General features: G+C 36.4%; 25 protein-coding genes. 4 read left to right on the top strand and 21 right to left on the bottom strand.

All coding sequences use genetic code 11. The features are described 5' to 3' along the window. Positions 1-11 precede the first annotated feature (11 nt). Positions 12-692 carry a porin family protein gene (locus DU508_RS08885; protein WP_115402449.1) on the bottom strand — a complete coding sequence of 227 codons (681 nt, stop codon included), beginning with the start codon at positions 690-692 and terminating at the stop codon, positions 12-14. A gap of 159 nt (positions 693-851) precedes the next feature. Here DU508_RS08885 and gldB point away from each other — a divergent pair, with 159 nt between their 5' ends. Both gldB and DU508_RS08875 read left to right on the top strand, forming a co-directional pair. Then, positions 852-1,886 (top strand): gliding motility lipoprotein GldB, encoded by a 1,035-nt coding sequence (gene gldB / locus DU508_RS08880; protein ID WP_115402448.1) that lies wholly within the window; start codon positions 852-854, stop codon positions 1,884-1,886. Positions 1,887-1,964: 78 nt separating this feature from the next. Beyond that, positions 1,965-2,738, top strand: a complete 774-nt coding sequence (locus DU508_RS08875; protein ID WP_115402447.1) for a patatin-like phospholipase family protein — start codon at positions 1,965-1,967, stop codon at positions 2,736-2,738. Between the two features lie 79 nt (positions 2,739-2,817). Here the strand turns inward: DU508_RS08875 and DU508_RS08870 are convergent, their stop codons facing one another. The 4 genes from DU508_RS08870 to DU508_RS08855 form a co-directional block, all read right to left on the bottom strand. Continuing rightward, entirely contained in the window at positions 2,818-3,543 is a 726-nt protein-coding gene (locus DU508_RS08870) for a 2-phosphosulfolactate phosphatase (RefSeq protein ID WP_115402446.1), read from the bottom strand. A gap of 76 nt (positions 3,544-3,619) precedes the next feature. Next, positions 3,620-4,699 (bottom strand): glycine cleavage system aminomethyltransferase GcvT, encoded by a 1,080-nt coding sequence (gene gcvT, locus DU508_RS08865; RefSeq protein WP_115402445.1) that lies wholly within the window; start codon positions 4,697-4,699, stop codon positions 3,620-3,622. A 329-nt stretch (positions 4,700-5,028) separates the two neighbouring features. Continuing rightward, positions 5,029-6,231 (bottom strand): glycosyltransferase family 4 protein, encoded by a 1,203-nt coding sequence (locus DU508_RS08860; protein WP_115402444.1) that lies wholly within the window; start codon positions 6,229-6,231, stop codon positions 5,029-5,031. Positions 6,232-6,252: 21 nt separating this feature from the next. Beyond that, positions 6,253-6,861, bottom strand: coding sequence for a ribonuclease HII (locus DU508_RS08855; RefSeq protein WP_115402443.1), 609 nt, complete (start codon positions 6,859-6,861; stop codon positions 6,253-6,255). A gap of 78 nt (positions 6,862-6,939) precedes the next feature. Between DU508_RS08855 and DU508_RS08850 the strand changes: the two genes are divergently transcribed. Continuing rightward, positions 6,940-7,293 carry a TfoX/Sxy family protein gene (locus DU508_RS08850; protein ID WP_115402442.1) on the top strand — a complete coding sequence of 118 codons (354 nt, stop codon included), beginning with the start codon at positions 6,940-6,942 and terminating at the stop codon, positions 7,291-7,293. Here DU508_RS08850 and DU508_RS08845 read toward each other — a convergent pair. The 3 genes from DU508_RS08845 to DU508_RS08835 are packed head-to-tail and all read right to left on the bottom strand — an operon-like array spanning position 7,283 to position 10,516. Beyond that, a complete protein-coding gene (locus DU508_RS08845) occupies positions 7,283-8,425 on the bottom strand; it encodes an ABC transporter permease (protein ID WP_115402441.1) in 1,143 nt (380 codons plus the stop codon). The two genes, DU508_RS08850 and DU508_RS08845, sit on opposite strands and share 11 nt — an antisense overlap. Beyond that, positions 8,425-9,561 carry a glycosyltransferase family 2 protein gene (locus DU508_RS08840; RefSeq protein WP_115402440.1) on the bottom strand — a complete coding sequence of 379 codons (1,137 nt, stop codon included), beginning with the start codon at positions 9,559-9,561 and terminating at the stop codon, positions 8,425-8,427. Before DU508_RS08840 ends, DU508_RS08845 begins: the two co-directional genes overlap by 1 nt. Continuing rightward, a complete protein-coding gene (locus DU508_RS08835; protein ID WP_115402439.1) occupies positions 9,539-10,516 on the bottom strand; it encodes a lysylphosphatidylglycerol synthase domain-containing protein in 978 nt (325 codons plus the stop codon). The genes DU508_RS08840 and DU508_RS08835 overlap by 23 nt, the downstream gene beginning before the upstream one ends. A 41-nt stretch (positions 10,517-10,557) precedes the next feature. On the opposite strand from DU508_RS08835, the gene ruvC reads away from it, so the two are divergent. Continuing rightward, entirely contained in the window at positions 10,558-11,145 is a 588-nt protein-coding gene (gene ruvC, locus DU508_RS08830; RefSeq protein WP_115402735.1) for a crossover junction endodeoxyribonuclease RuvC, read from the top strand. A gap of 24 nt (positions 11,146-11,169) precedes the next feature. Here the strand turns inward: ruvC and DU508_RS24185 are convergent, their stop codons facing one another. From DU508_RS24185 to DU508_RS08770, 13 genes are all read right to left on the bottom strand, one after another. Next, on the bottom strand, positions 11,170-11,298 hold the full coding sequence (locus DU508_RS24185) for a hypothetical protein (protein ID WP_262511019.1): 129 nt from the start codon (positions 11,296-11,298) through the stop codon (positions 11,170-11,172). A gap of 671 nt (positions 11,299-11,969) precedes the next feature. Further along, on the bottom strand, positions 11,970-12,863 hold the full coding sequence (locus DU508_RS08825; protein WP_115402438.1) for a DUF4349 domain-containing protein: 894 nt from the start codon (positions 12,861-12,863) through the stop codon (positions 11,970-11,972). 409 nt (positions 12,864-13,272) lie between these two features. After that, on the bottom strand, positions 13,273-13,491 hold the full coding sequence (locus DU508_RS08820; RefSeq protein WP_115402437.1) for a hypothetical protein: 219 nt from the start codon (positions 13,489-13,491) through the stop codon (positions 13,273-13,275). A gap of 58 nt (positions 13,492-13,549) precedes the next feature. Further along, positions 13,550-14,314, bottom strand: coding sequence for a 5'-nucleotidase, lipoprotein e(P4) family (locus DU508_RS08815; RefSeq protein ID WP_115402436.1), 765 nt, complete (start codon positions 14,312-14,314; stop codon positions 13,550-13,552). A gap of 139 nt (positions 14,315-14,453) precedes the next feature. Then, positions 14,454-15,584, bottom strand: coding sequence for an ATP-binding protein (locus DU508_RS08810; RefSeq protein ID WP_115402435.1), 1,131 nt, complete (start codon positions 15,582-15,584; stop codon positions 14,454-14,456). 191 nt (positions 15,585-15,775) lie between these two features. Further along, on the bottom strand, positions 15,776-16,669 hold the full coding sequence (gene atpG / locus DU508_RS08805; protein ID WP_115402434.1) for an ATP synthase F1 subunit gamma: 894 nt from the start codon (positions 16,667-16,669) through the stop codon (positions 15,776-15,778). A gap of 87 nt (positions 16,670-16,756) precedes the next feature. Next, the gene (gene atpA / locus DU508_RS08800) at positions 16,757-18,331 is read right to left on the bottom strand and encodes a F0F1 ATP synthase subunit alpha (protein ID WP_115402433.1); all 1,575 of its coding nucleotides are present in this window, start codon (positions 18,329-18,331) and stop codon (positions 16,757-16,759) included. A 295-nt stretch (positions 18,332-18,626) separates the two neighbouring features. After that, entirely contained in the window at positions 18,627-19,166 is a 540-nt protein-coding gene (atpH, locus tag DU508_RS08795) for an ATP synthase F1 subunit delta (protein WP_115402432.1), read from the bottom strand. 71 nt (positions 19,167-19,237) lie between these two features. Then, a complete protein-coding gene (locus DU508_RS08790; RefSeq protein WP_090765368.1) occupies positions 19,238-19,732 on the bottom strand; it encodes a F0F1 ATP synthase subunit B in 495 nt (164 codons plus the stop codon). Positions 19,733-19,821: 89 nt separating this feature from the next. Continuing rightward, a complete protein-coding gene (atpE, locus tag DU508_RS08785; RefSeq protein WP_025144011.1) occupies positions 19,822-20,034 on the bottom strand; it encodes an ATP synthase F0 subunit C in 213 nt (70 codons plus the stop codon). 43 nt (positions 20,035-20,077) lie between these two features. Further along, on the bottom strand, positions 20,078-21,202 hold the full coding sequence (gene atpB, locus DU508_RS08780; RefSeq protein WP_115402431.1) for a F0F1 ATP synthase subunit A: 1,125 nt from the start codon (positions 21,200-21,202) through the stop codon (positions 20,078-20,080). A gap of 14 nt (positions 21,203-21,216) precedes the next feature. Further along, complete coding sequence (locus DU508_RS08775) at positions 21,217-21,606, bottom strand: hypothetical protein (protein WP_233509440.1); 390 nt, start codon at positions 21,604-21,606, stop codon at positions 21,217-21,219. 200 nt (positions 21,607-21,806) lie between these two features. Next, on the bottom strand, positions 21,807-22,031 hold the full coding sequence (locus DU508_RS08770) for an AtpZ/AtpI family protein (protein WP_115402430.1): 225 nt from the start codon (positions 22,029-22,031) through the stop codon (positions 21,807-21,809). Between the last annotated feature and the right edge of the window lie 51 nt (positions 22,032-22,082).

The raw sequence follows: 22,082 nt of genomic DNA, 5'->3' as shown, positions 1-22,082 counted from the left end.
GAGGTATATGATTAAAAGAATATTCCAAAATTAAGTGCTAAATAGTGATTTCTAACGTCTCTATTTTTATCGGTTGTTATATTGGTAAATCCATTGTTAAAAGTTAAGCCAGCAATAACACTTGCATTTCCAGAAATATCAAATTCACCACCTCCACCAATTAACAATCCGGCACGATAAAACTTGGTATAATCTGAAATTTTAACATCATCAAATTTTGTGTTTCCACTTACGGCATCTTGTTTGGCACTTAGTAAAACGGCGTTGGATAGACCAAACTGGCCATAGAAACGTCTGCCATTTTCTTTAATTGTTTTTAACTTAACGGTTAATGGCAATTCTAAATACTGTATTTTATATTTTAAATCGTAAGCAACAGGAATATTCGGATTAGCACCATGATCCATACTTTTAATATATACCGGATCAGCCTCGGTACTTTTTCCATTCACAGTGGTTACCGTAAGTGCTGTAGAAAAGCTGTAGTTAGGGGCGAAATTAAAATCACCAATCAAACCATAAGAAAAACCTAATGCAACGCTATTGGTTTTCCCCTGCTCTGGTTTAACCCAGCCTATAGTTGGTGTGGCGGTTAACCCAAGTCTGAACCCGTAGCTTGTAAGCGGAGAAGTTTGAGCCCAACCACCAAGACTTAAAAAGGATAAAATTAAAATTGTCGCTATTTTTTTCATATTTACTATACCTCTTCTCCTAAATCCGTTTAATTTATATAAAGGAGAAATTAACTAAAATTGTTTTTAACAATGTTTTTTACACCAAAACAATTGTAAATCAATATTTTTTTTATTGTGTTCGTGAATGCTCCCTGGTTTTATCTAAGTTTGTTGTACATGAAGTATAACGTAAAACACAGGCAAATTTATCTAATTTTTCTTTTTGCCGCAGCACTTATTTCCTGTAAGCAAAGTAAAAGGCCCGATGTGAGCCAGATAAATCTGAATATCAAAATAGAACGCTTTGATAAAGAGCTGTTTGCAGCAAGAGATAAAAATACAGGTCAAACCAATATTGCATTTTTAAATAAATACGGTTTTTTCTACGATGACTATATTCATAAGATGATCGGATCGCCTGAATATAGCAATGAAGAAGTATTGAATACGTTGTTTAAAGATCAGGCTTATAGTGATTTAACCAAAGAAGTTGATAGTGTTTACCCAAACCTGAAAGCTCACGAAGAAGGTTTGACAGAAACCTTTAAATACATTAAATATTATTATCCAAAGGCGAAGGTTCCAAAAATAATATCCTTTGTATCGGGCTTCGCCTATCAAATGCCTGTAGGCGACAATTATTTGGGGATTGGATTGGATATGTTTTTAGGTAAGGATAGTAAATTTTACACGGCTATAGTTCAAAGCGTTCCGCTATACTTATCCCGAAGGTTTACACCAGAATATATCGTTCCACGCGTAGCGGAAACCTATGCGCACGAAGAATTATTTGCAGAACCTGATGAGAACAGAACTTTATTATCAAAAATGATCTTCCAGGGGAAAATCCTGTATTTTCTGGATCAGGTTTTACCTGAAAACATTGCCGATTCTGTTAAGATAGGGTATACGAAAGATCAGTTACAGTGGGCTCAAAATTTCGAGGGCGATATCTGGGCATATTTTCTGGAGAATAGTTTTCTTTATGAAACTGACTATCAAAAAATACAGGTTTTCTTATCTGAAGGACCTTTTACACCAGGTTTGGGAGAAAAGCGGGAGTCAGCTCCGAAACTGGGAGTGTGGACCGGATGGCAAATTGTGCGAAAATATATGGCCGAAAATCCGAAAGTTACGCTACAACAACTTATGGCTGATCACGATACGCAAAAAATTCTCAATCAATCGAAATACAAACCTAAGCAGAAGTAGCATACAGTTTTTAGTTGGTAGTTTGCAATTTGTAAGCAATTTAACCGATTAATCAATTTTAACAGTTAACCAGTAGAGATGAAAGTTGGTATAGTATTATCAGGAGGCGGAATCAGAGGAATAGCTCATTTAGGTGTTTTAAAAGCATTTAGCAATTTGGGTATAACTTTCAGTCATATCAGTGGAACGAGCGCGGGAGCAATTGCCGGAGCATTTTTTGCTGCAGGTATAGATCCGGAAGAAGGTTTGAGTATTTTCCTGAAAACGAGATTATGGCGTTTTGTTCGCCCGGCAGTAGGATCTTTAGGGTTAATTAACATCGAAAACACTTCATTGATTTTAAAGGAGTATTTCCCTGAAGATGCTATTGAAAAACTCAAAATCCCTTTAACTATTGCAGCAGTAAATTTCAGTGAAGGCAAATTGGTTTATTTTACAAAAGGACCGTTAATTCGCTCCATACATGCATCCAGCTGCATCCCTGGAATTTTCAGGCCCATTATGATAGAAGGGCAAATGTATGTTGATGGCGGAATTTTGAATAATTTCCCGGTTGAGCCTTTGATGGAGAAATGTGATTTTATTATTGGCTCTTCGTGTAATCATTTAAAACCTGTAGATAAAATTACCGGTATTACAAACTTAATGGGTCGGGCGGGTGTGATGTCTATCAATCATGACATGGAGCGCAAAGCCAAGTTTTGTAGTGTGATGATTGAGCCTAAAGGTTTGGGTGCAATCAGTACTTTCGATATGAAACGTGCTGAGGATATTTATTGGCTGGCACACGAAGAGGCATTAATTACCATTAAAAACACGCCTACAATCAGAGAACTGATAACAAAGCCCTAAATTCCCTGCTTTTCTGAAAAAGTAAATCAGGATTCTAAAGGTTTTGTCTTTTGATATTCTAATGTGCCATTAAGCACCTTTAAAAGGCTTTTGGGTTCAGGGCTATCAATCTTTCCCCATCTAAAACAGGAATAGCCTTACAAATATTCAATTGCAAGCAAAAAACAACATCTTCTTCAATATTTAATTGAGCAAGACGGTGACTATGAGAAGATTTATGGAGATATTTTCTTAAATCTTCTTTTGCTAAAAGATATAAATCTTCGGCAGCAACACTGGAATCATCAAAGTGTTTAAAATTTTTACGAAGTTTATTTACCACTGCTCCCGCAAACAAGGTATCTTCCAAATTGAATTGATCTTTCCATCCTGCACAAAGTAAAAGCACGTTTTTATTCTGACTTTCAAGATAATTGCAAAGCGCATCTAAATTTAAAAAAGAGCCAATAACAACTTGATAAGCTCTTTTATTGGCCAAATGCAAGGCTTTGGTTCCATTTGTGGTGGTAAGCACTATTGTTTTACCTGCCACCTTTTCTTTGGTGTAGGAAAATGGAGAATTCCCAAAATCGTAGCCAACAACAACTTCTCCATTGCGCTCTGCAGCCAATAGAAAGCCTTTGTCGCTATAATTCAGGCAATCATCCACATTAGCAACGGGAATAATGGCTTCTGCGCCATTATCAATTCCGTAGGTAATGGATGAGGTTGCTCTTAAGATATCAATAACGACTACAATGCTTTGTTCGATATCATATAAACCGATCAAAGCGGGTGTTAAACAAACTTCTATTTTTTTTGACACGAGAAAAAATGTAAAAGGCGTAAGGTTAAAGGTATAGGGTTTGGGTGTATTAACCCTACAACTTTAACCCTAAACCTTACTTGTAAAAAGGAAACTTAACTACTTTAGCTTTAATTGGTGTATTTCGGATTAAGATAAAAATCTCAGTACCTTCTTTTGAGAAATCTTTTGCAACATAGCCCATACCAATTGCTTTTTGCAATGATGGTGCCTGCGTTCCTGATGTTACTTTTCCAATGATATTACCTTCAGCATCAGCAATTTCGTAATCATGACGAGGGATGCCGCGATCAATCATTTCAAAACCAACCAATTTTTTTTGAATACCTGCTTCCTTTTGGGCTTGCAAGGCTTCAGAATTAGTAAAAGATTTAGAAAATTTGGTAATCCAGCCTAAGCCAGCTTCAATTGGCGAAGTAGTATCATCAATATCATTTCCGTATAAACAAAAGCCCATTTCCAGGCGTAAAGTATCGCGGGCACCTAAACCAATTGGTTTGATATTATAGGCTGCACCAGCTTCGAAAATCGCATCCCAAATCTGATCAGCATATTGGTTTTCGAAATAAATCTCGAAACCACCTGCGCCGGTATAACCTGTTGCAGAAATAACCACGTTATCCACACCTGCAAAAGTACCTTTAACAAAGGTGTAGTACTCCATCGATGCCAGGTTCACATCAGTTAAACTTTGCAGTGCATCTGCCGCTTTAGGCCCCTGAATGGCCAGAAGTGAGGTTTTGTCAGATATATTGTGCATTTCCACATCCTGATCATTAAAACCTTGAATCCAGTTCCAATCTTTTTCAATGTTCGATGCATTAACAACCAGCATATAGGTTTTATCATCAATGCGATAAACCAAAAGATCATCTACAATACCGCCATCTTTATTAGGTAAGCATGAATACTGAACTTTGCCGTCATACAGTTTTGATGCATCGTTGCTGGTTACCCGTTGAATTAAATCCAAAGCATTTTCGCCTTTTAAAATAAACTCGCCCATGTGGCTTACATCAAAAACGCCAACGCCATTCCGCACAGTTGCGTGTTCTGCATTTATACCTTCGTAAGTAACTGGCATATTGTAGCCTGCAAATGGAACCATTTTAGCGCCTAAAGCAATGTGTTTTTCTGTTAATGCGGTATTTTTCATCCGTATGTAATTGTTTTTTAAAGAGATGATTCCTGCGTCATTTGCCTGTTCAATTAGATTTTTTTAGCAAATTAAGATGGTTTCATACTTAATATTTAGTTGGCGCAAAAGTACTAAGAAAACTGTAATGTTTTGGGGTTAATTTTGAGAGATATTTAAATCCAATTTTGGAAAATTATGGGCATTATGAGTAAATCGCGTCACAAAATTTCAGTTACCCCGATTCCATCAAACCCCAGCTTCCCATTAAGCACAATCGTTGTTTCGCTTACCTTGGAAAAAAGACAGTTGAAAACCACCAGTCGTTTTCGTTGACAGAAAATGGCTGCTTAAGCACTAATCAGCCCTTCATAAATCTCCAGCATTTTGCCTGCTATTAACTTTATTCCATGATCGTTCTCCACCGTTTTCCGGGCGTTCTCCCCTATTTCCATCCAGCGTTTAGGGTTAATGATACATTGTAAAATATACCGGTAAAACTCATCTGCAGAATCTGCAATCAGAATATCGTGTCCATGTCTGCAATTGATGCCTTCTGCTGCGGTTGTGGTTGCAATAATGCATTTTTTCATGGCCATCCCTTCTATAATTTTCACTCTCATTCCTGTTCCGGAGATTAAGGGTACAATCATAATTGCTTTAGAATTCATAAATTCCACTGCATCAAAAACCTCGCCTTCCACAATCAGGTTTTCTGAATCATAATCAAAGAAATGTTTCTGCATGTTTTTACCTGCAATATAAAACCGCAGATCTTTATTTAGCCTTTCTATATCCGGCCAAATATCATCCAAAAACCATTCAAGTCCTTCCTGGTTTGGCCGCCAATCCATTGCACCTAAATGAAAAAGGGTTGGAAAACTCGTTTTTGATTTGTCGATCTGGTATTTCTCCAGGTCAATGGCTACCGGAAAAACCGACATCGGCACTTCGCAACCGAAGCGGATAATACTTTGCCGATCTGGTTCACTTATCGCAAATATTTGATGAAAGCGATTGATCTGATCAGTTTCGTAAGCTTTTAATCTTTGCGCGAGAAAAGCCAGGTACTTTCTCCTTATCAAAAAACTTTCTGAATGGGAAAGACGTTCCCACATAGTAAACTCTATATTATGGGCCCGGTAAATCAGCTTTGCGTTACTGTTTGCTTTTACCACATCCAGATATGGCACAACAAACAATCCTTCAAATTGAATAATATCAAAAATATTTTCACGCAGTACATTTTCCAGTTGTCGGGCAGCTTCTTCGCTATAATACCTTGAAACGTTATAAGATTGGTTAGTAAAAATGTTAAAGAAGGCAGACCACACGTTCACTTCAATATCTAAATCAACCGTGTGATAATTGATTTGATCGAAAATCGGATCATAAACATCTTCAATATCTACTCTGCCTTTACTTGGATTAAGGCTAAACAAAGTGATATCTGCACCAAGTTGCAGCAGGCCTTTCATGGTATTGTAAACCACAATTGGATAACCACTATTTGGCGGGAAGGGGATCCGCTTAGTAATCAACAGAATTTTCACAATGTTGTGAAAATACGAAATTTAGGCATTTTTTGAAAACAATTCTAATTGTGGATCGCTCACATTAAAAGTTTTTCTATGAAAGGGAGATAATCCGATTTCAATAACAGCTTTTCTATGCGCGATGGTTGGATAGCCTTTATTTTGCTGCCAATTATAGTGCGGATAATCAATATGGAGATTACTCATATATTCATCACGATGCGTTTTTGCCAGGATGGAAGCCGCAGCAATGTTTAAGTATTTTCCATCACCTTTTATAATACAACTGTGTGGAATTTGTGGATAAGCTTTGAAACGATTTCCATCAATAACCAGATATTGAGGCTGGGTATGTAATTTTTCAATCGCCCGATGCATGGCCAGAAATGAAGCATTAAGTATATTGATCCGATCTATTTCTTCATGATCGCATGAAGCCACCGCCCAGGCCAGAGCTTCTTTTTCGATAATTGGCCTTAATAAATCTCTTTGCTCGTGAGATAATTGCTTGGAATCATTTAAACCTTCAAGTACAAAGCCTTTTGGTAAAATTACTGCCGCAGCAAAAACAGGACCTGCAAGGCAGCCTCTCCCAGCTTCATCACATCCGGCCTCCAAAAATTCTTCCTGATAGCAGTTTAATAACATATTGCAAATTTAATTATTAACGGCTAAATTTTGTCAATCGGATATTAAAGGTTTAATTTAGTTTTAAACATTAATATTATGCCGTACGATGAATTACTTTCAAATCGTGTTCGGGAATGCTTAATGCACTTGCCCGATGTAGAAGAAAAAGAAATGTTTGGTGGTTTGGTTTTCATGGTTGATGAAAAAATGTGCATGGGGGTAATGAAGAACAAAATGATGCTCAGACTAGATCCGGAAAGTTTGATTACATTAGAAGATAAAGATGGTTGGGAGCAAATGATTCATGGTAAAATACTAATGAAAGGCTATATTTTGGTTTCTGAAGATGTGCTTAATAAAAATGAAGATTTAATGTTTTGGATAAATTTAGCATTAGCCTATAATCCACTGGCAAAGGTTTCGAAGAGGAAGAAAAAACCTAAACCGTAACGTTCTGTCCCTTTACATCAAAGGCATCGCGTAAACCAATAGCCAGAACATTAAAAGCGTAAACAGTAAACATGATTGCTAAACCAGGCAATACGGCAAGATAAGCTGCATCCATAATAATATAGCCATAATGTTCTTTAATCATACTGCCCCAACTTGGCATTGGCGGTTGTGCGCCAAATCCAAGAAAACTTAAACCGGTTTCCAACAAAATTGCTGATGCAAAATTTGAAGATGCAACAACTAGAATTGGGCCGGCTATATTTGGCAAAATATGTTTAATAATGGTTCTGCTTGTGCTAAACCCCAATGCTCTTGCAGCCTCTACAAATTCAACTTCTTTTAAAGCCATTACTTGTCCCCTAACCAGCCTTGCCACATCAACCCAGGTTGATAAACCCACCGCAATAAAGATTTGCCAAAAGCCTTTCCCTAACGCAAAGGACATTGCAATCACTAATAGTAACGAAGGTAAAGACCAAACCACATTCATGAACCAGCTGATTACCGCATCTGCCTTGCCACCAAAATAACCTGCAATGGCGCCTAAACTTACACCTATAAACAAAGAAATGATTACTGCCATTAATCCAACTGATAAAGAAACACGAATGCCTAAAATCAGGCGACTTAACAAATCACGACCATAAATATCTGTTCCCAGATAATAAGTTTGCTCATAGATGTTGTGCTTTTCAAAAAGTTGTGCTGGAGTTCCTGGTTTGTTTAGTGGAGAACAATCTGCACAAAGATCATTGAGTTTATAAACCGATTCTTTACCACTTTCTTCTTTACCAATATATTCCTTAACAAAAACTTCATCATTCACAATCTGGTAAGAAATAATCGGAATACTCTTAAAAGTTGGTTTTTGCCCGTAAAGCATTCTTTCAAAAAAACCAACTTTCTCAATGTGATTGTATTTTTCAATAATAAGAAATTTGAATCTGGCACCCGGTTTTTCTTTGCTTATTTGTACGCGTTGAGTATTGGCATCGGGAGAGTTATCAGGCATAATTAAATAACCCAAAACGCCCATTACCATTAACAACAAAATAAAGATTAAGCCAGCAAACGCGAACCTGTTTCGCTTAAATTTTAACCAAACTTTTTTTGATGGGCTATTATCCATTATTTAACCATTCTGCCTTTCCAGTTGTATTTTCCACTATTTCCGGCAATGCCGATGTATATCATGTAAAGTACATGCAAAACATTTAAAACGGGGATTAATATGAGCAGACTGCGTTTTTTTGCAAAGCCAGTCACATCCCATAAAAATAATGTTTCTAAAATCATTTTAACTATTAATTGATAAAATGTTACGGACAAAAATGCGGGCAGAAATAAACCTGTTATAAAGTTTGCCAGTATGCTTAAATTGAAAATCCAAACAAATACGCCTAAAACGATTATAGCCTTATTCTTGTACCTTGTACTTTTAGATGCCCATCTTTTTCGTTGTTGAATAAACGAGCTTAAGTTTTCCTTTGCATGCGTGTAAACAATTGCTTCTCTATTCTTAAGAAAACCAATTTTATCAGGATACCGGGCTGCAATTTTATGAAGCAGCAATTCATCATCGCCCGAGGCCAGATCATCTATTCCCTGAAAACCTCCAACTTCGTAGAAAGTACTTTTCTCGTATGCCAGATTTGCCCCGTTACAGGTTGATGGTTGCTTGTTCCCAATGGTTGATGCACCCAAGCCAATCAGATACAAAAACTCTAAAGATTGTAATCGTTCAAAGAAACTCTTCTCCTCAAAATAAGCAACAGGAGAAGAAATCATTTTATAATCTTTCTCTTCGTAAAAATTAACGATCGTGGAAAGCCACTGAGAACCCATCTTACAATCTGCATCAGTGGTAATGATAAGATCTCCGGTACAGGTACCAATGGCCGTTTGAATCGCTTTCTTTTTATATGAATTCAGTGCCTGGTCTTCATTTAATTTGATGAGTTTAACTCCTCTATCTGCGTATGCGTTTACAATTTCGGCAGTGTTATCTGTTGAATGATCATCAATAAAAATAATTTCGGTTAAAGATTTTGGATAATCCTGAGCAACCAGATCATCAATTGTTCTTTTTATGTTCTGCTCTTCATTACGGGCAGCCACAATAACAGAAACTTTCGTTTTTGGATCAGCTAGCTGAGGTTTAAATAAGATTAGCTTATGCCACCCTCTGATAAAAGTGAGCACTAAAAAACCATAAACTAAGGTTAAAGCAGCAGATAAAAGACTAATTAGATTTAAGATTTCCAAAAAAATTGAGTTTAAAAACGAAATAAGTGCCTAAGATAGCAGGAATAATAATATTTATAAGCCAAATACTGGCAGTACATGCAATAACTGCAACGTGTTGATCAGTTACATGTTTAAACAATTCAACAGCGGTAACACTTCTAACACCTACGTCAAAAAGATCTAATGATGGCAAAGCAGATTGAATCAGGAACAACAGGCATGTCATCATAATAATATCAGCATACTGCAAACCTGGAATTAACCAGGTAAATAAAATAAAGTATTGTGAACTGAATACAATATACCGTGCCAGGCAAAACAGCATAATTTTAAAGAGTTCACCTTTTCGGTATCTGCCCAAAATGCTATAAAACTTTTTGTATTTTCTGGTAAATTTAAAGGATAACAGGATTCCGTTTAACCACTGAATGTTAAAATAGAATACGATAAAGAACAAGCAAAAGGCTAATGCCAAAACTACAACAGCCATAAAAACCAAATTATCGATAGGGACAAATCGGTAGATAAAGAAACAGGCCGCAATTGCACCGAACACGTTTGTTAAAACCAACTGGCCAATATTACCAACAGTCATGGCAACAATCCCAACAATTCTTCGCTTGGGAGATAGAAAGAAAACCCTTCCACCGTATTCACCTAACCTGTTTGGAGTAAAAATAGCAAGAGTTAAACCGCAGAAGACTGATTCAATTGCCCGATAAAAACTGATCCGCTCAATATGACTCATCAGCCTCTTCCATTTGGCGGCTTCCATAAACCAGTTTACCAGCATTAATAAAAGTACCAAACCGATAACAGTAATAATCTCGACTTGGGGAATATCTCTTAAAAGTATCTGAAAATCCCTGAGGCTTTTGTTTGCCGCAAGCTTATTGTATATGAACCAAAAGGCAAATATTACAATAGTAGCTTTAATAATGAGTGATAATATTTTTTTATTCTTGTCTGTCAAGATTATCTTTTTAGTTTGCAAATATGCTTAATATTGCTGTAATGTTGAACGAAAAAAAGGAACGGGTAATTATGGGCATCGACCCCGGCACTGCGGTAATGGGTTATGGTGTGATTTTAGAAAAGGGGAATAAGACAGAACTCGTTAGTTTGGGGGTAGTTAAGATGACGCATCTTGATGATCCGTTCTTGAAACTTCAAAGGATTTTTGAAAAAACCGTTGTTTTAATTGATCAGTACAAACCCGATGTTTTGGCTATTGAGGCTCCTTTTTACGGGAAAAACATACAAGTACTTTTAAAATTGGGCAGAGCACAGGGTATTGCCATTGCTGCCGCACTTTCAAGAAGTATTTCGGTTACTGAATATTCGCCGAGAAAAATCAAACAATCCATTACCGGCAATGGAAACGCAACTAAAGAACAGGTTGCTGCAATGCTGCAAAGGTTATTAAATTTTAAAGAAACGCCAGAGTTTTTAGATGCAACAGATGGTTTAGCTGTTGCGGTTTGTCACTCTTTTCAAAAAATCACGTCAGGGGGTAAGTCAAAAACCTATTCAGGATGGGAATCTTTTGTAACTGATAATAAAAGTAAGGTTAAGGGTTTGGTTGGTAAGGCTAAGAAATAGGGTAAGTTTCGGTTGGCGAGACACCTACCGATAGAACAACATGAGTTCATCCTGGAGCTTTTTGGAAAATTTATTTACCCCGGTAGAAACAGAAAGCTGTTCCAAGAGCGTATCTGGAACAAATGATAGTGGTTTACTGGTCAATGTATCCATCCGGCCATGATTAAAAACCAAATCAACCACTTCAAAAAAATAAAATTAACTTAATAATATCAACAATAGTGGATAAATAAAATCTTCGAACATTTATGGTAAGACGCCAACCGATAGAACAACTTTATTTACATTGTTTACCTTTTGTGGTGACCAGGTTAACCCCTGCTTAACCCTTTGTTAACCCTTTCTGTACCCATTCTTAACCCTTTCTGTACTCTTTCTTTACCCTTTGCTTACCCTAGGGGTTAACAAACAGTTTGGAACAGGTAATGATAAGGGTACTTAATTGTATACCTATCCCATGTTCGGTGGCTTACCGGGCAAACAAAACAATTGGCGGGTAAACCACCCCCAAGGAAGAGATACAAACTGACGATGGGCTTGTGAAGCGGAGTGGAACAAGCTTTTAAATGCTGAATTGATAGCGAAACACATTACTTAGTCTTTCCTCCTCGCAATGATGGGAAAAGGCGAACAAGCCGAAATCTGAATTATGATCAATAACCCCAGCAATTTCTTTCCAGCGGTATAAATCTTAAGTTGGTCGTCATTTGCGAGGAACAATTCTTCATCGTTTCCTGGCAATCTCCTTTTAAATTTTTATTTGTTTGCAGCGATGAGACTGCTTTATCGCTGAAAAAGCACACTCTAAATGACAGGATTTATGATTATTGACGACCATCTATCAAATTCTTAGTTGCCAAATCCATTGCCATTTTATTCTTCCTCATAAAATATCTAATGATGAAGAATACACCAATGCCAACTAAAAACAACATCCAGAGATTAGCGATTGCAAGAATAATTTCTTTAAATATTGTCCAGCCATTTACGATGTTAAGCCACAAGCGATTCGCAAAGGCAGGTTTATAATCATAAACATCATCATTGGCCACTATCATGGTTTTGATTGTATTATCCTGATAAAAATTAAGTGTAATGGTACTATATTTTACCCGGTTATTTATCGATATATTTTGAATTTTCTTATCTATATAATCATCTTTTATTAAAAGTGATGTTTCCACATTAGGGCTCTTTTTAGTGGCCAGCTTATTAATCCGATCAACAGCTTCAATTCTATTATCTGCCTTTAGCTTATTCGATAAATAGATCATGCTTTGATCATCCATTTTCATAGATTGATGATCTACAAAAACAGCCATTTTAGCAATGGTATTCGTAAAATCATCAAGTTTTTCTGAAGGCACTTTCGCGACCAGAAAACCCTCAGTTCTGTACGATGTAATTTCTTTAAGTGAGTCGGTTGATTGTTTTACCTTTTGTGTTTCCTGAATGATGCTTTCTACCGAAAATTCGGCAACTGTACCACCTTGATTTTTAATGGCCTGGCTTAACCTTTCTTTAGTGTTCTGAACATCTTTTACCCGAAATCGCATATCGGCAGTTTTGATGATTTTCTCAGCAGCAATGCTATCTGCACTTTCTGCTTTATCCATGCTTAACTCTTCTGTAGTGGCTACAGATCCATATTTCTTTTCAGCATTTTGGCAGCCAAAAATTGTCAAAACTATGGCTATGGCAATAATATTCCTTTTCATGATTCAATGGTTTAAAAATGTTTCATTTTAAAATATTGCTTCAAATGGCCATTAGAAGTGAGCATATTTTGGTTAGGTGTTCTGCTCTATTTTCCCTTTATACAAAAAAGCGATTTAGGTAACCCATAACAATGAGCAGGGTGGAATTATCAGTATAATATGGGGGATGTATAAGCCACCGGGGTTTTACGCTTTGTATCAGAATAGCAAGGTTTACCAGCGTAATTTAAACCTGACAGCAGCGGGCATGAGTCCAATTTTTTCTATTGGACGATTAAAGCGGATGGCAGGGCTTTCGGAACCGAAGCACACTGAAACCTGCTTTTCAAACAAGAATAAAACTCTTTTAAAAACAAAAAAACCGATTATGATGGTACATAATCGGCTCTTGTATTTAGAGAGAAAATATTTATGCGTCTAAAATTTTGAATACACCTTTAATGCTGATAATTGCTCCGATGAATAGAACAATCCATGAAACTAAAGATAATACCCAGGAATCAAATGCGAAACGTGCGTAGGTACCCACCATACAAATCAGTACACCAACAATCATTAATTTATAAATTCCTGGCTGGTTAGCCGTTTGCATACTTTCTGTATTGTGCTTTAATTCGTTGTTCTCCATAATCTTAATTTTTATGATGCAGCAAAAGTAATACTTATTGCCGAATATTTATATATACTCAGTAACTTTTTAATCGTTCTAAACGCTGTTTTGCCTTTTCCTTATCGTTTAACTTTTCTCCCTGATATAAAGGCTTTTCCCAATCGCCATACATGGGATTAGGCAACACTATATATTTAACACCAAACAAAGTTTGATTTTCATTTACCTGCTCAAAAGTATTTTTTTGTTCACGATAAAAAACATTACTGAAATCACTTAAATTATCACCGCAAAGCATTAAAATATTATGGGTTTCTGCAATTTTCTGTCGGCGGGGTTCTTTGTTTGATGTTCCTTTGGCAACCACTAAATGTCCATCATCAGCGTAGGGAAAACCAAAAGCCTGCAGATTTTTTAGTGTTGCGGCATAATCTTTTTCATCGCGATTGCTCACATAAAAAGTTTCAATGTTTTTAGAGGCAGCAAACTTTAGAAAAGCTAAAGCTCCGGGAACGGTATCAGCTTTTGCCAGACTTGTCCATTCAGTCCAGTCTTCGGGAGTATAACTCAAGCCTTTTTTAATCTCATGACCCTGAAAAGCTGAATTATCCAAAACGGTTTCATCTATATCAACGATGATGCAATTTGGTTTTTTACTGGTATCGGCCCATAAAGCTTCTTTTAAAGATAAACGAGCAAAGTTATAAGCTTGAAAACACAGTGCCCGGTATTCTCCGGAGGTTTGTTGCCAGAGCACAGCATTGGTATAATCTCTGGCGGGGTTTTGGGCAGAAACGAAAAACGGAATGAGCGATAAAATGATGAGGGTGTATTTTTTCATGTCTTAATATTATACCACAAAGATATTAAAAGACAATCACTAGCAGTCCCGAAAAAGCTTAGCCAGGCAGATCTTATTCAATTTTGGAGGCGATACATGAATTAAAATATATTCCTGCAATCAGAATATTTTTTATTAATCAAGAAACTGTTAAAAAGTTTCTCCTATCAGTTTTTGACAATATTAGTGTTTCTGCATCAGGATAAGCCTTGATAAAAGTTAAAGGAATTTTATCCTTTGCCCTTTCATTCCATTTGAATTCAACAGCTAAAAGTTTATCAACTCTTTGCTCAATGTAATCTATTTCCTGTTGTTGTGTTGTTCGCCAAAAAAACAATTCTGCTTCTATTTGATTTTGTTGCAGGTATTTTTTACGTTCACTGATCATATAATTTTCCCAAAGCGAACCTACATTGTTACGGTTATTTAATGCATTGAAATTTCTTGTAATGGCGTTAATAACTCCTGTATCGTAAAAATATATTTTCTTGTTTTTTTTAATCTCGTTTCTAACATTCCCTGAAAAGGCGGGCAGAATAAAAATCACAAATGCCTTTTCCAATAAATCTATATACTTTTCAACTGTTTTTTGATCTGCTTTTACCAATTGGGCCAACTCTGAAAAATTTACTTCACTGCCAACCTGCAACGCCAGGGCTTTTACAATTTTCTCAAATAATAAAGGCTTTTTTACTTCTTCTAAAGCAAAAAGATCTTTATATAGATAACTGTCAGCAAGTAATTTTAAGTGTTCCTCAGCATTTTGAGGATCATTAATTACCTCCGGGTAGGAACCATAAATTAACCTTTGTTCTATTGATCTTTCTTCAGTTAAAAAATCAGTATGATTAACCAGCTCTGCATAAGAAAATGGCAAAAGCATCATTTCATATTTTCTTCCGGTTAGCGGTTCATTAATTTTACCAGATAGTTCAAATGCAGATGAACCTGTTGCAATAACCTGAACTTTTTTAAACCGGTCAACAATAATTTTAATCAGTATGCCAACATCCGGGATGCGCTGGGCTTCATCTATAAAAAGTATTTCATAATCGCCAAGCATTTGTGCAATCTGAGTTGCATTAGGCTTAGCTAAATTTTCCCTTACATCTGCATCATCTCCATTGAGATATAAAGTCTTTTTGTTAACATGATCCAGTAATTGTTCAACAAAGGTGGTTTTACCAGATTGCCTTGGGCCAAAAATGATGAATGCCTTGCCTTTAAATAGCCTTGCTAAAGCATAATCTATTTGTTTTCTACCAATCATATCCACAAAATTATAATAATTTTGGATTTAAATCCAATAAAAACATAATAATTTTGGATTTAAATCCAATAAAAACATAATAATTTTGGATTACAGAATTACAAATTACTAAAAAACCCATCTCAATTAAGATGGGTTTTTTAGTAATTTTTATTGAAACTGCAAACTCGAAACTGAAAACTGCAAGTTTTTTATCCGTTCAATGCTGCTGCACCACTTACAATCTCAGTTAACTCAGTTGTAATTGCCGCCTGACGAGCCTGGTTATAAGAAAGCTTTAAGGCCTTCAATAATTCACCTGCATTTTCAGTTGCTTTATCCATTGAGGTCATACGTGCACCATGCTCAGACGCGTGAGAATCCAACACGGCTTTGTATAACTGAATTTTAATTGATTTTGGAATTAATTGCTCAACGATTTCTTCTTGCGAAGGCTCTAGAATATAATCAACATTAGTAGATTTTTTATCTGTTTTTGTTTCAGCCGCTTCTTCTGCTTTTGGCAATGGAAGCAATTGCTCAGTAGTAATATATTGTACTGCTGCATTTCTGAAACGATTGTAAACCACTTCTACCTTATCAAACTCGCCTTTAATAAACCCAGCCATAATTGCATCGGTAATTTTAGTTACGTTTTCGAAAGTTAAAGCTGAAAACACTTCATTGTTATTACCTATAACGTTGTATTTACGTTTTTCGTAATAATCCTGAGTTTTCTTACCGATAGAAATAATGCTTACGTTTCCTTTTTTAAGTTGTTCGCTATATTTTTCAGCAATTAAATTGTTGGCCGCTTTAATTACGTTCATGTTGAAAGCACCAGCCAAACCGCGGTTTGAAGATACAGTAACAATTAAAACCTTATTGGGCTCACGCTCTTGAATAAAAGGTGATGAAGAACCCTCTAAACTAGCCGAAAGATTACCTAAGATCTCTTTCAGTTTAGTTGCATAAGGACGTAAAGCGATAATTGCATTAGTAGCACGTTTCAACTTAGCCGCCGAAACCATTTTCATAGCTTTCGTAATCTGCTGTGTCGACTGTACCGATGCAATCCGGTTTCTTACTTCTTTTAAATTAGCCATTCTTTAAGTATCGAGTATAAAGTATCAAGTATCAAGATTGGATTAGTTTACCTGTCTTGATACTTGATACTCACTACTTGTATCTAATTAATATTTACTTGAAATCTCTTTTGCTACGGTATCTAAAACACCAGTAATGGTATCATCAAATTTACCAGCTTTTAATGCTGCTAAAGTTTCAGGATGACGTAATTCCAATTGAGTTAAATATTCTGTTTCGAATTCTTTAACCTTGTTAACCGGAACATTACGCATTAAGTTTTTAGTACCAGCGTAAACAATTGCAACTTGTTTCTCTACAGTAAATGGAGAGAATTGCGCTTGTTTTAACATTTCTACGTTACGTGCACCTTTATCCAAAACCGATTTTGTTGCAGCATCTAAGTCAGAACCGAATTTAGAGAAAGCCTCTAACTCGCGGTATTGAGCCTGATCTAACTTTAAAGTGCCTGCTACTTTTTTCATCGATTTAATTTGCGCATTACCACCCACACGTGATACCGAAATACCTACGTTAATAGCCGGACGAATACCAGAGTTGAACAAGTTCGACTCTAGGAAGATCTGACCATCAGTAATCGAAATTACGTTAGTTGGGATATAAGCTGATACGTCACCTGCTTGTGTTTCGATAATTGGTAAAGCGGTTAATGAACCACCACCTTTAACGATGTGTTTAATCGATTCCGGCAAATCATTCATTGCCTGTGCGATCTCATCGTTAGCGTTGATTTTCGCAGCTCTTTCTAACAAACGACTGTGTAAGTAGAAAACGTCACCTGGATAAGCCTCACGGCCCGGTGGACGACGAAGTAATAAAGATACCTCACGATAAGCAACTGCTTGTTTAGATAAATCATCATAAACAATTAAAGCTGGTCTACCTGTATCGCGGAAAAACTCGCCAATTGCAGCACCTGCAAACGGCGCATAGAACTGCATTGGAGCAGGATCTGCAGCCGAAGCAGCAACAACAATAGTATATGGTAAAGCACCGTTTTCTTCTAATGTACGTACTATGTTAGCTACAGTAGAGTTTTTCTGACCAATAGCTACATAAATACAGAACACAGGCTGGCCTGCTTCATAAAATTCTTTTTGGTTGATAATGGTATCAATACAAACTGCAGTTTTACCAATCTGACGATCGCCAATAACCAACTCACGCTGACCACGACCGATTGGAATCATTGCATCGATTGCTTTAATACCAGTTTGTAAAGGCTCATTTACCGGCTGACGATAAATTACACCTGGTGCTTTACGCTCTAAAGGCATTTCGTAAGTCTCACCTAAGATTGGACCTTTACCATCTAAAGGTTCACCTAAAGTATTCACTACGCGGCCAAGCATACCTTCACCAACTTTAATAGAGGCAATTTTTTTGGTACGTTTAATGGTATCACCTTCTTTAATCTCGTCAGATGCACCTAAAAGTACCACACCCACGTTATCCTCTTCAAGGTTTAATACAATGCCTTGCAGGCCGTTTGCAAATTCAACCAACTCTCCCGATTGAACTTTAGTTAAACCGTAAACACGGGCAATACCGTCGCCCACTTGCAACACGGTACCAACTTCTTCCAGTTCGGTTTCTGATTTGAAGCCCGCCAATTGCTGTCTGATAATTGCCGATACTTCGTCTGGTCTTACCTCTACCATAATTTTAATTATATCTTTTTGTAAATGTAAATCTTGTAGTTCTTTTGTTATTCTGGTCCCGCTATACGTTTCAATCTTTTTTGTGAACTTCTGTCATTCTAAGGAACGAAGAATCTGTTTCATCGCTTGCAGATGCTTCCTACGTCAGCATGACAGCTTATTTTACCTTTGTACTCCAAAAAAGTATTTTCACTACTATCGGGTTTATATATTTAGTGCTGTAGTTATTCGGTTATTTCAGTATCCCTCATCGTTTCACAAAACCAGCTTGACACCTGATACTCAAATCTTGCTACTACTGCGCAAATTCTTTTTTAAGTTTACTTAAACCGTTAGCAATACTTGCATCAAATTGCTTATCGCCAACTTTTAAGATAAAGCCGCCAATTAGTTTCTCGTTAATTTTTTCGTTAACGATCACTTCATTAGCACCTAATTCTCTTTTTACAATGGCAACAATTTCTTCTTTAGCAGCAGCGGTTAATGCTGTAGCAGTGGTAACATCAGCAGTAATGATACCTTTAATTTCATTGTATTGTTGCACGAATTGTTTTGCAGTAGCAAATAATATTGCCGAACGGCCTTTGTTGACTACAGTTTTAAAAAAAGTAAGGGTTAATTTACCTACTTTATCAGCGAAAATATCGTTCAAAATACCAATCTTTTTATCTAAAGGCACAATAGGGTTTTTCAATATCGCTTCCAGCTCAGGGGTTTCATCAACCACTTTCTCAAACAAAACCATATCATTATAAGATTCGGCTAATCCGTTGTTTTCAACAGCTAGGTCGATTAATGATTTGGCGTATCTGCTTGCAACTTTAATTTCTGACATATTATCTTAGTTGGGAGTTAGGAGTTGGGAGTTGGGAATCCCACTCAAAACTCTAAACTCATTACTCAAAACTAGTTTAGTTCAACGTCTTTTAACAAGTTGGCCACTAAAGCCTCTTGTTTGGTTTTATCATCTAATTGAGTACGTAAAACGCGTTCAGCAATTTCTAATGATAAGGTAGAAACCTGATCTTTAACTTCAGCTAAAGCAGCTTTCTTCTGGTTTTCGATTTCAATTTTAGCTTTCTCAATCAATTTTGCACCTTCTACCTGAGCTTGTTTTTTAGCCTCGTTTAAGATACTGTCTTTTAAGGTTTTAGCTTCCTTTAAAATTTCATCACGCTCAGCACGGGCCTGTTGCATTAAATCCTGGTTTTGGCTGGTTAAACGAGCCATTTCCTGTTTAGCTAATTCAGCTTTGTTTAACGCCTCATCAATGCTTTGCTCACGTTCGTGGATAGCACCTAAAATAGGTTTCCATGCAAATTTTCTAAGTAAAATCAATAAGCAGATGAACGCAAGAGCTGTCCAAAAAACCAATCCTATACTTGGGGTTACTAATTCCATTTTATCTAATTTTTTTAATCTTAATCTTGTTAATAAGGTTGGGTAAATAACCAATCGTTAAATACCCAGCCTAATTTTTTCAGTGATTATTAACCGTTTAAGCCTAATAATGCAACTACTACACCGAATAAAGCAGCACCCTCAATAAGGGCAGCAGCGATAATCATTGCAGTCTGAATTTTTGATGCAGCTTCTGGTTGACGAGCAATACCTTCCATTGCTTTACCACCTACTTGACCGATACCGATACCTGCACCGATTACTGCTAAACCGGCACCGATTGCCGCGATTGAACCTACCATAACTAATTTAATTTATATTAATTTGTAAAAAATAGTTTTCTAATTAATGATGTTCTTCTACTGCCATACCAATAAATAAGGCAGTAAGTAATGTAAAAATAAACGCCTGTAAAAATGCTACCAGCAATTCCAACACATCCATAAACAATACGAATGCAACTGATACAGGAGCAATAGCTAATGTTTCGAAAATAAATATTAGGGAAATTAAGCTTAATACGATAATGTGACCAGCGGTAATGTTCGCAAACAAACGCACCATTAAAGCGAATGGTTTCGAAATGATACCAATTAATTCTACCGGAATCATAATTGGATACAACCAGAATGGAACATCTGGTTTAAAGATGTGTTTCCAATAGTATTTGTTCCCATTAATATTCACTATAATTAAGGTACCAAGCGCCATAACAAAAGTTAAAGCAATATTACCGGTTACGTTTGCACCACCCGGAAAAATTGGAATTAAACCAAACAGATTATTAAAAAGAATAAAGAAAAATGTGGTCAATAAATAAGGCATAAACTTCGCATACTTATGACCAATGTTTGGTTTGGCAATATCATCTCTAACGAATACAATAATTGGCTCCATAAAAGACTGTAATCCTTTTGGGGCTTTACCAACACGTTTTTTATAAGCACCAGCAACCGAAATAAACACGATTAAGATCACTAAAATCGCAACAAACATTGCTGCAACGTTTTTTGTGATAGAGAAATCCAAAACAGATGCAGTTTCATCAATTTGTCCGTTAGCACCAACCACTTTAACGTGATCTTCCACCAAACGATAAGTATTGTATTTACCTGCATAATCATGTTCTCCATGATGAAAATGAGCAGAAGAAAAAATCTCTAAACCTCCGTTAGTATATAAAATTACAGGGAGAGGCAATGAAGTGTGCCCCCACAAATGCCACATGTGCGAATCAGCAATATGCTCCATGATCACTTTAGTAGGCTCGAATTTTTCTTTACCATGTTCTACAGCGCCATGTTGTCCCGAAACTGCTTCAGCAGATTCAGCTACAACGCTATCAACAGGAACAACAGCACTATCAACTTGAGCGAAAGTATCAATTTTGATAGACAAAAACGCGATTAAAAGCGTAAAAACAACAATTACCTTCTTAACTTTCGACACAAAAACTTGGTTACAATCCATTTATTGGCAGATTTTTACTTTAAATTTTGGTGGCGCAAGTTACGTAACAAACAGTAAACTTCAAAGACTGAAAACAATAAATATAAAGAAAAAAAATTTAGCAGAAATACAGTGCCAATTCCCTTTGTTTTTATACTGTAAATCAGCACAAAAGCCATACAAAAAATCATCTTTACAGCAATTGATCCCATAATAGCCATTATCCCCACTTCAGGATCGCGTTTTATTCCAATATCAACAAGCATATACGCCACGTATGTTATGCCTGCTAAAAAGCCAAACATCACCCAAAAATTATCTATAAATAGTTGTTTACCAGGAAAAAGAACAGGTAGAACAGCAATGATGCCGATTAACAATCCGACAAAAATGAGATAAATACTTGTAAATTTGGCTAGAGTCAATGGAATAATTTCTTAGCGAATAAAAACTTCAGCAAAGATAGGTTTTTTAGCATCAAGTAGCTAGTAAGAAGGGAATATTGTTAGGTTGGTTAATATTTGGTTAACTGTTGCAATTGGTTAATCGGTTAACTGAAAACTGTCAAATGGAAACCGCCAACTGAAAACTGCCAACTGCCAACTGCCAACTGAAAACTGTCAACTTAATCTTTAGTTGCCTGCCGAATGGCCTGGTATAAAGCAATGCCCACTCCGGCAAGGGCGAACGCTGCAGTAATGATATTGGTTTTACTGTTCCGGTGTTCATCAATCTTATAACCTATAAAAGTGAGTAATCCAATTGTAGCGATCATTTGAAAGCCTATGGCTGAATATTTTGCAGCAGCATTTACTTTTTTCTTTGTATCTTCTTCTTTAGGATTTTCCATTTATAAATGCAATAATTAAGTTAACTTTGATCATTATAATTGGTTGCCAAA

It is taken from the genome of Pedobacter chinensis, from assembly GCF_003339865.1.
In the GTDB taxonomy this organism is placed as follows: Bacteria; Bacteroidota; Bacteroidia; order Sphingobacteriales; family Sphingobacteriaceae; genus Pedobacter; species Pedobacter chinensis.
The sequence above is the reverse complement of the archived record's forward strand: the minus strand, read 5'-3'. Positions and strand labels throughout refer to the sequence as shown.

What these genes read in the sequence shown, in the direction of transcription:
- DU508_RS08885 (WP_115402449.1), bottom strand. Translation starts at nt 692, where the DNA reads ATGAAAAAAATAGCGACAATTTTAATTTTATCCTTTTTAAGTCTTGGT.
- gldB (WP_115402448.1), top strand. Translation starts at nt 852, where the DNA reads ATGAAGTATAACGTAAAACACAGGCAAATTTATCTAATTTTTCTTTTT.
- DU508_RS08875 (WP_115402447.1), top strand. Translation starts at nt 1,965, where the DNA reads ATGAAAGTTGGTATAGTATTATCAGGAGGCGGAATCAGAGGAATAGCT.
- gcvT (WP_115402445.1), bottom strand. Translation starts at nt 4,699, where the DNA reads ATGAAAAATACCGCATTAACAGAAAAACACATTGCTTTAGGCGCTAAA.
- DU508_RS08855 (WP_115402443.1), bottom strand. Translation starts at nt 6,861, where the DNA reads ATGTTATTAAACTGCTATCAGGAAGAATTTTTGGAGGCCGGATGTGAT.
- DU508_RS08850 (WP_115402442.1), top strand. Translation starts at nt 6,940, where the DNA reads ATGCCGTACGATGAATTACTTTCAAATCGTGTTCGGGAATGCTTAATG.
- DU508_RS08845 (WP_115402441.1), bottom strand. Translation starts at nt 8,425, where the DNA reads ATGGATAATAGCCCATCAAAAAAAGTTTGGTTAAAATTTAAGCGAAAC.
- ruvC (WP_115402735.1), top strand. Translation starts at nt 10,558, where the DNA reads ATGTTGAACGAAAAAAAGGAACGGGTAATTATGGGCATCGACCCCGGC.
- DU508_RS24185 (WP_262511019.1), bottom strand. Translation starts at nt 11,298, where the DNA reads ATGGATACATTGACCAGTAAACCACTATCATTTGTTCCAGATACGCTC.
- DU508_RS08825 (WP_115402438.1), bottom strand. Translation starts at nt 12,863, where the DNA reads ATGAAAAGGAATATTATTGCCATAGCCATAGTTTTGACAATTTTTGGC.
- DU508_RS08820 (WP_115402437.1), bottom strand. Translation starts at nt 13,491, where the DNA reads ATGGAGAACAACGAATTAAAGCACAATACAGAAAGTATGCAAACGGCT.
- DU508_RS08815 (WP_115402436.1), bottom strand. Translation starts at nt 14,314, where the DNA reads ATGAAAAAATACACCCTCATCATTTTATCGCTCATTCCGTTTTTCGTT.
- DU508_RS08810 (WP_115402435.1), bottom strand. Translation starts at nt 15,584, where the DNA reads ATGATTGGTAGAAAACAAATAGATTATGCTTTAGCAAGGCTATTTAAA.
- atpG (WP_115402434.1), bottom strand. Translation starts at nt 16,669, where the DNA reads ATGGCTAATTTAAAAGAAGTAAGAAACCGGATTGCATCGGTACAGTCG.
- atpA (WP_115402433.1), bottom strand. Translation starts at nt 18,331, where the DNA reads ATGGTAGAGGTAAGACCAGACGAAGTATCGGCAATTATCAGACAGCAA.
- atpH (WP_115402432.1), bottom strand. Translation starts at nt 19,166, where the DNA reads ATGTCAGAAATTAAAGTTGCAAGCAGATACGCCAAATCATTAATCGAC.
- DU508_RS08790 (WP_090765368.1), bottom strand. Translation starts at nt 19,732, where the DNA reads ATGGAATTAGTAACCCCAAGTATAGGATTGGTTTTTTGGACAGCTCTT.
- atpE (WP_025144011.1), bottom strand. Translation starts at nt 20,034, where the DNA reads ATGGTAGGTTCAATCGCGGCAATCGGTGCCGGTTTAGCAGTAATCGGT.
- atpB (WP_115402431.1), bottom strand. Translation starts at nt 21,202, where the DNA reads ATGGATTGTAACCAAGTTTTTGTGTCGAAAGTTAAGAAGGTAATTGTT.
- DU508_RS08770 (WP_115402430.1), bottom strand. Translation starts at nt 22,031, where the DNA reads ATGGAAAATCCTAAAGAAGAAGATACAAAGAAAAAAGTAAATGCTGCT.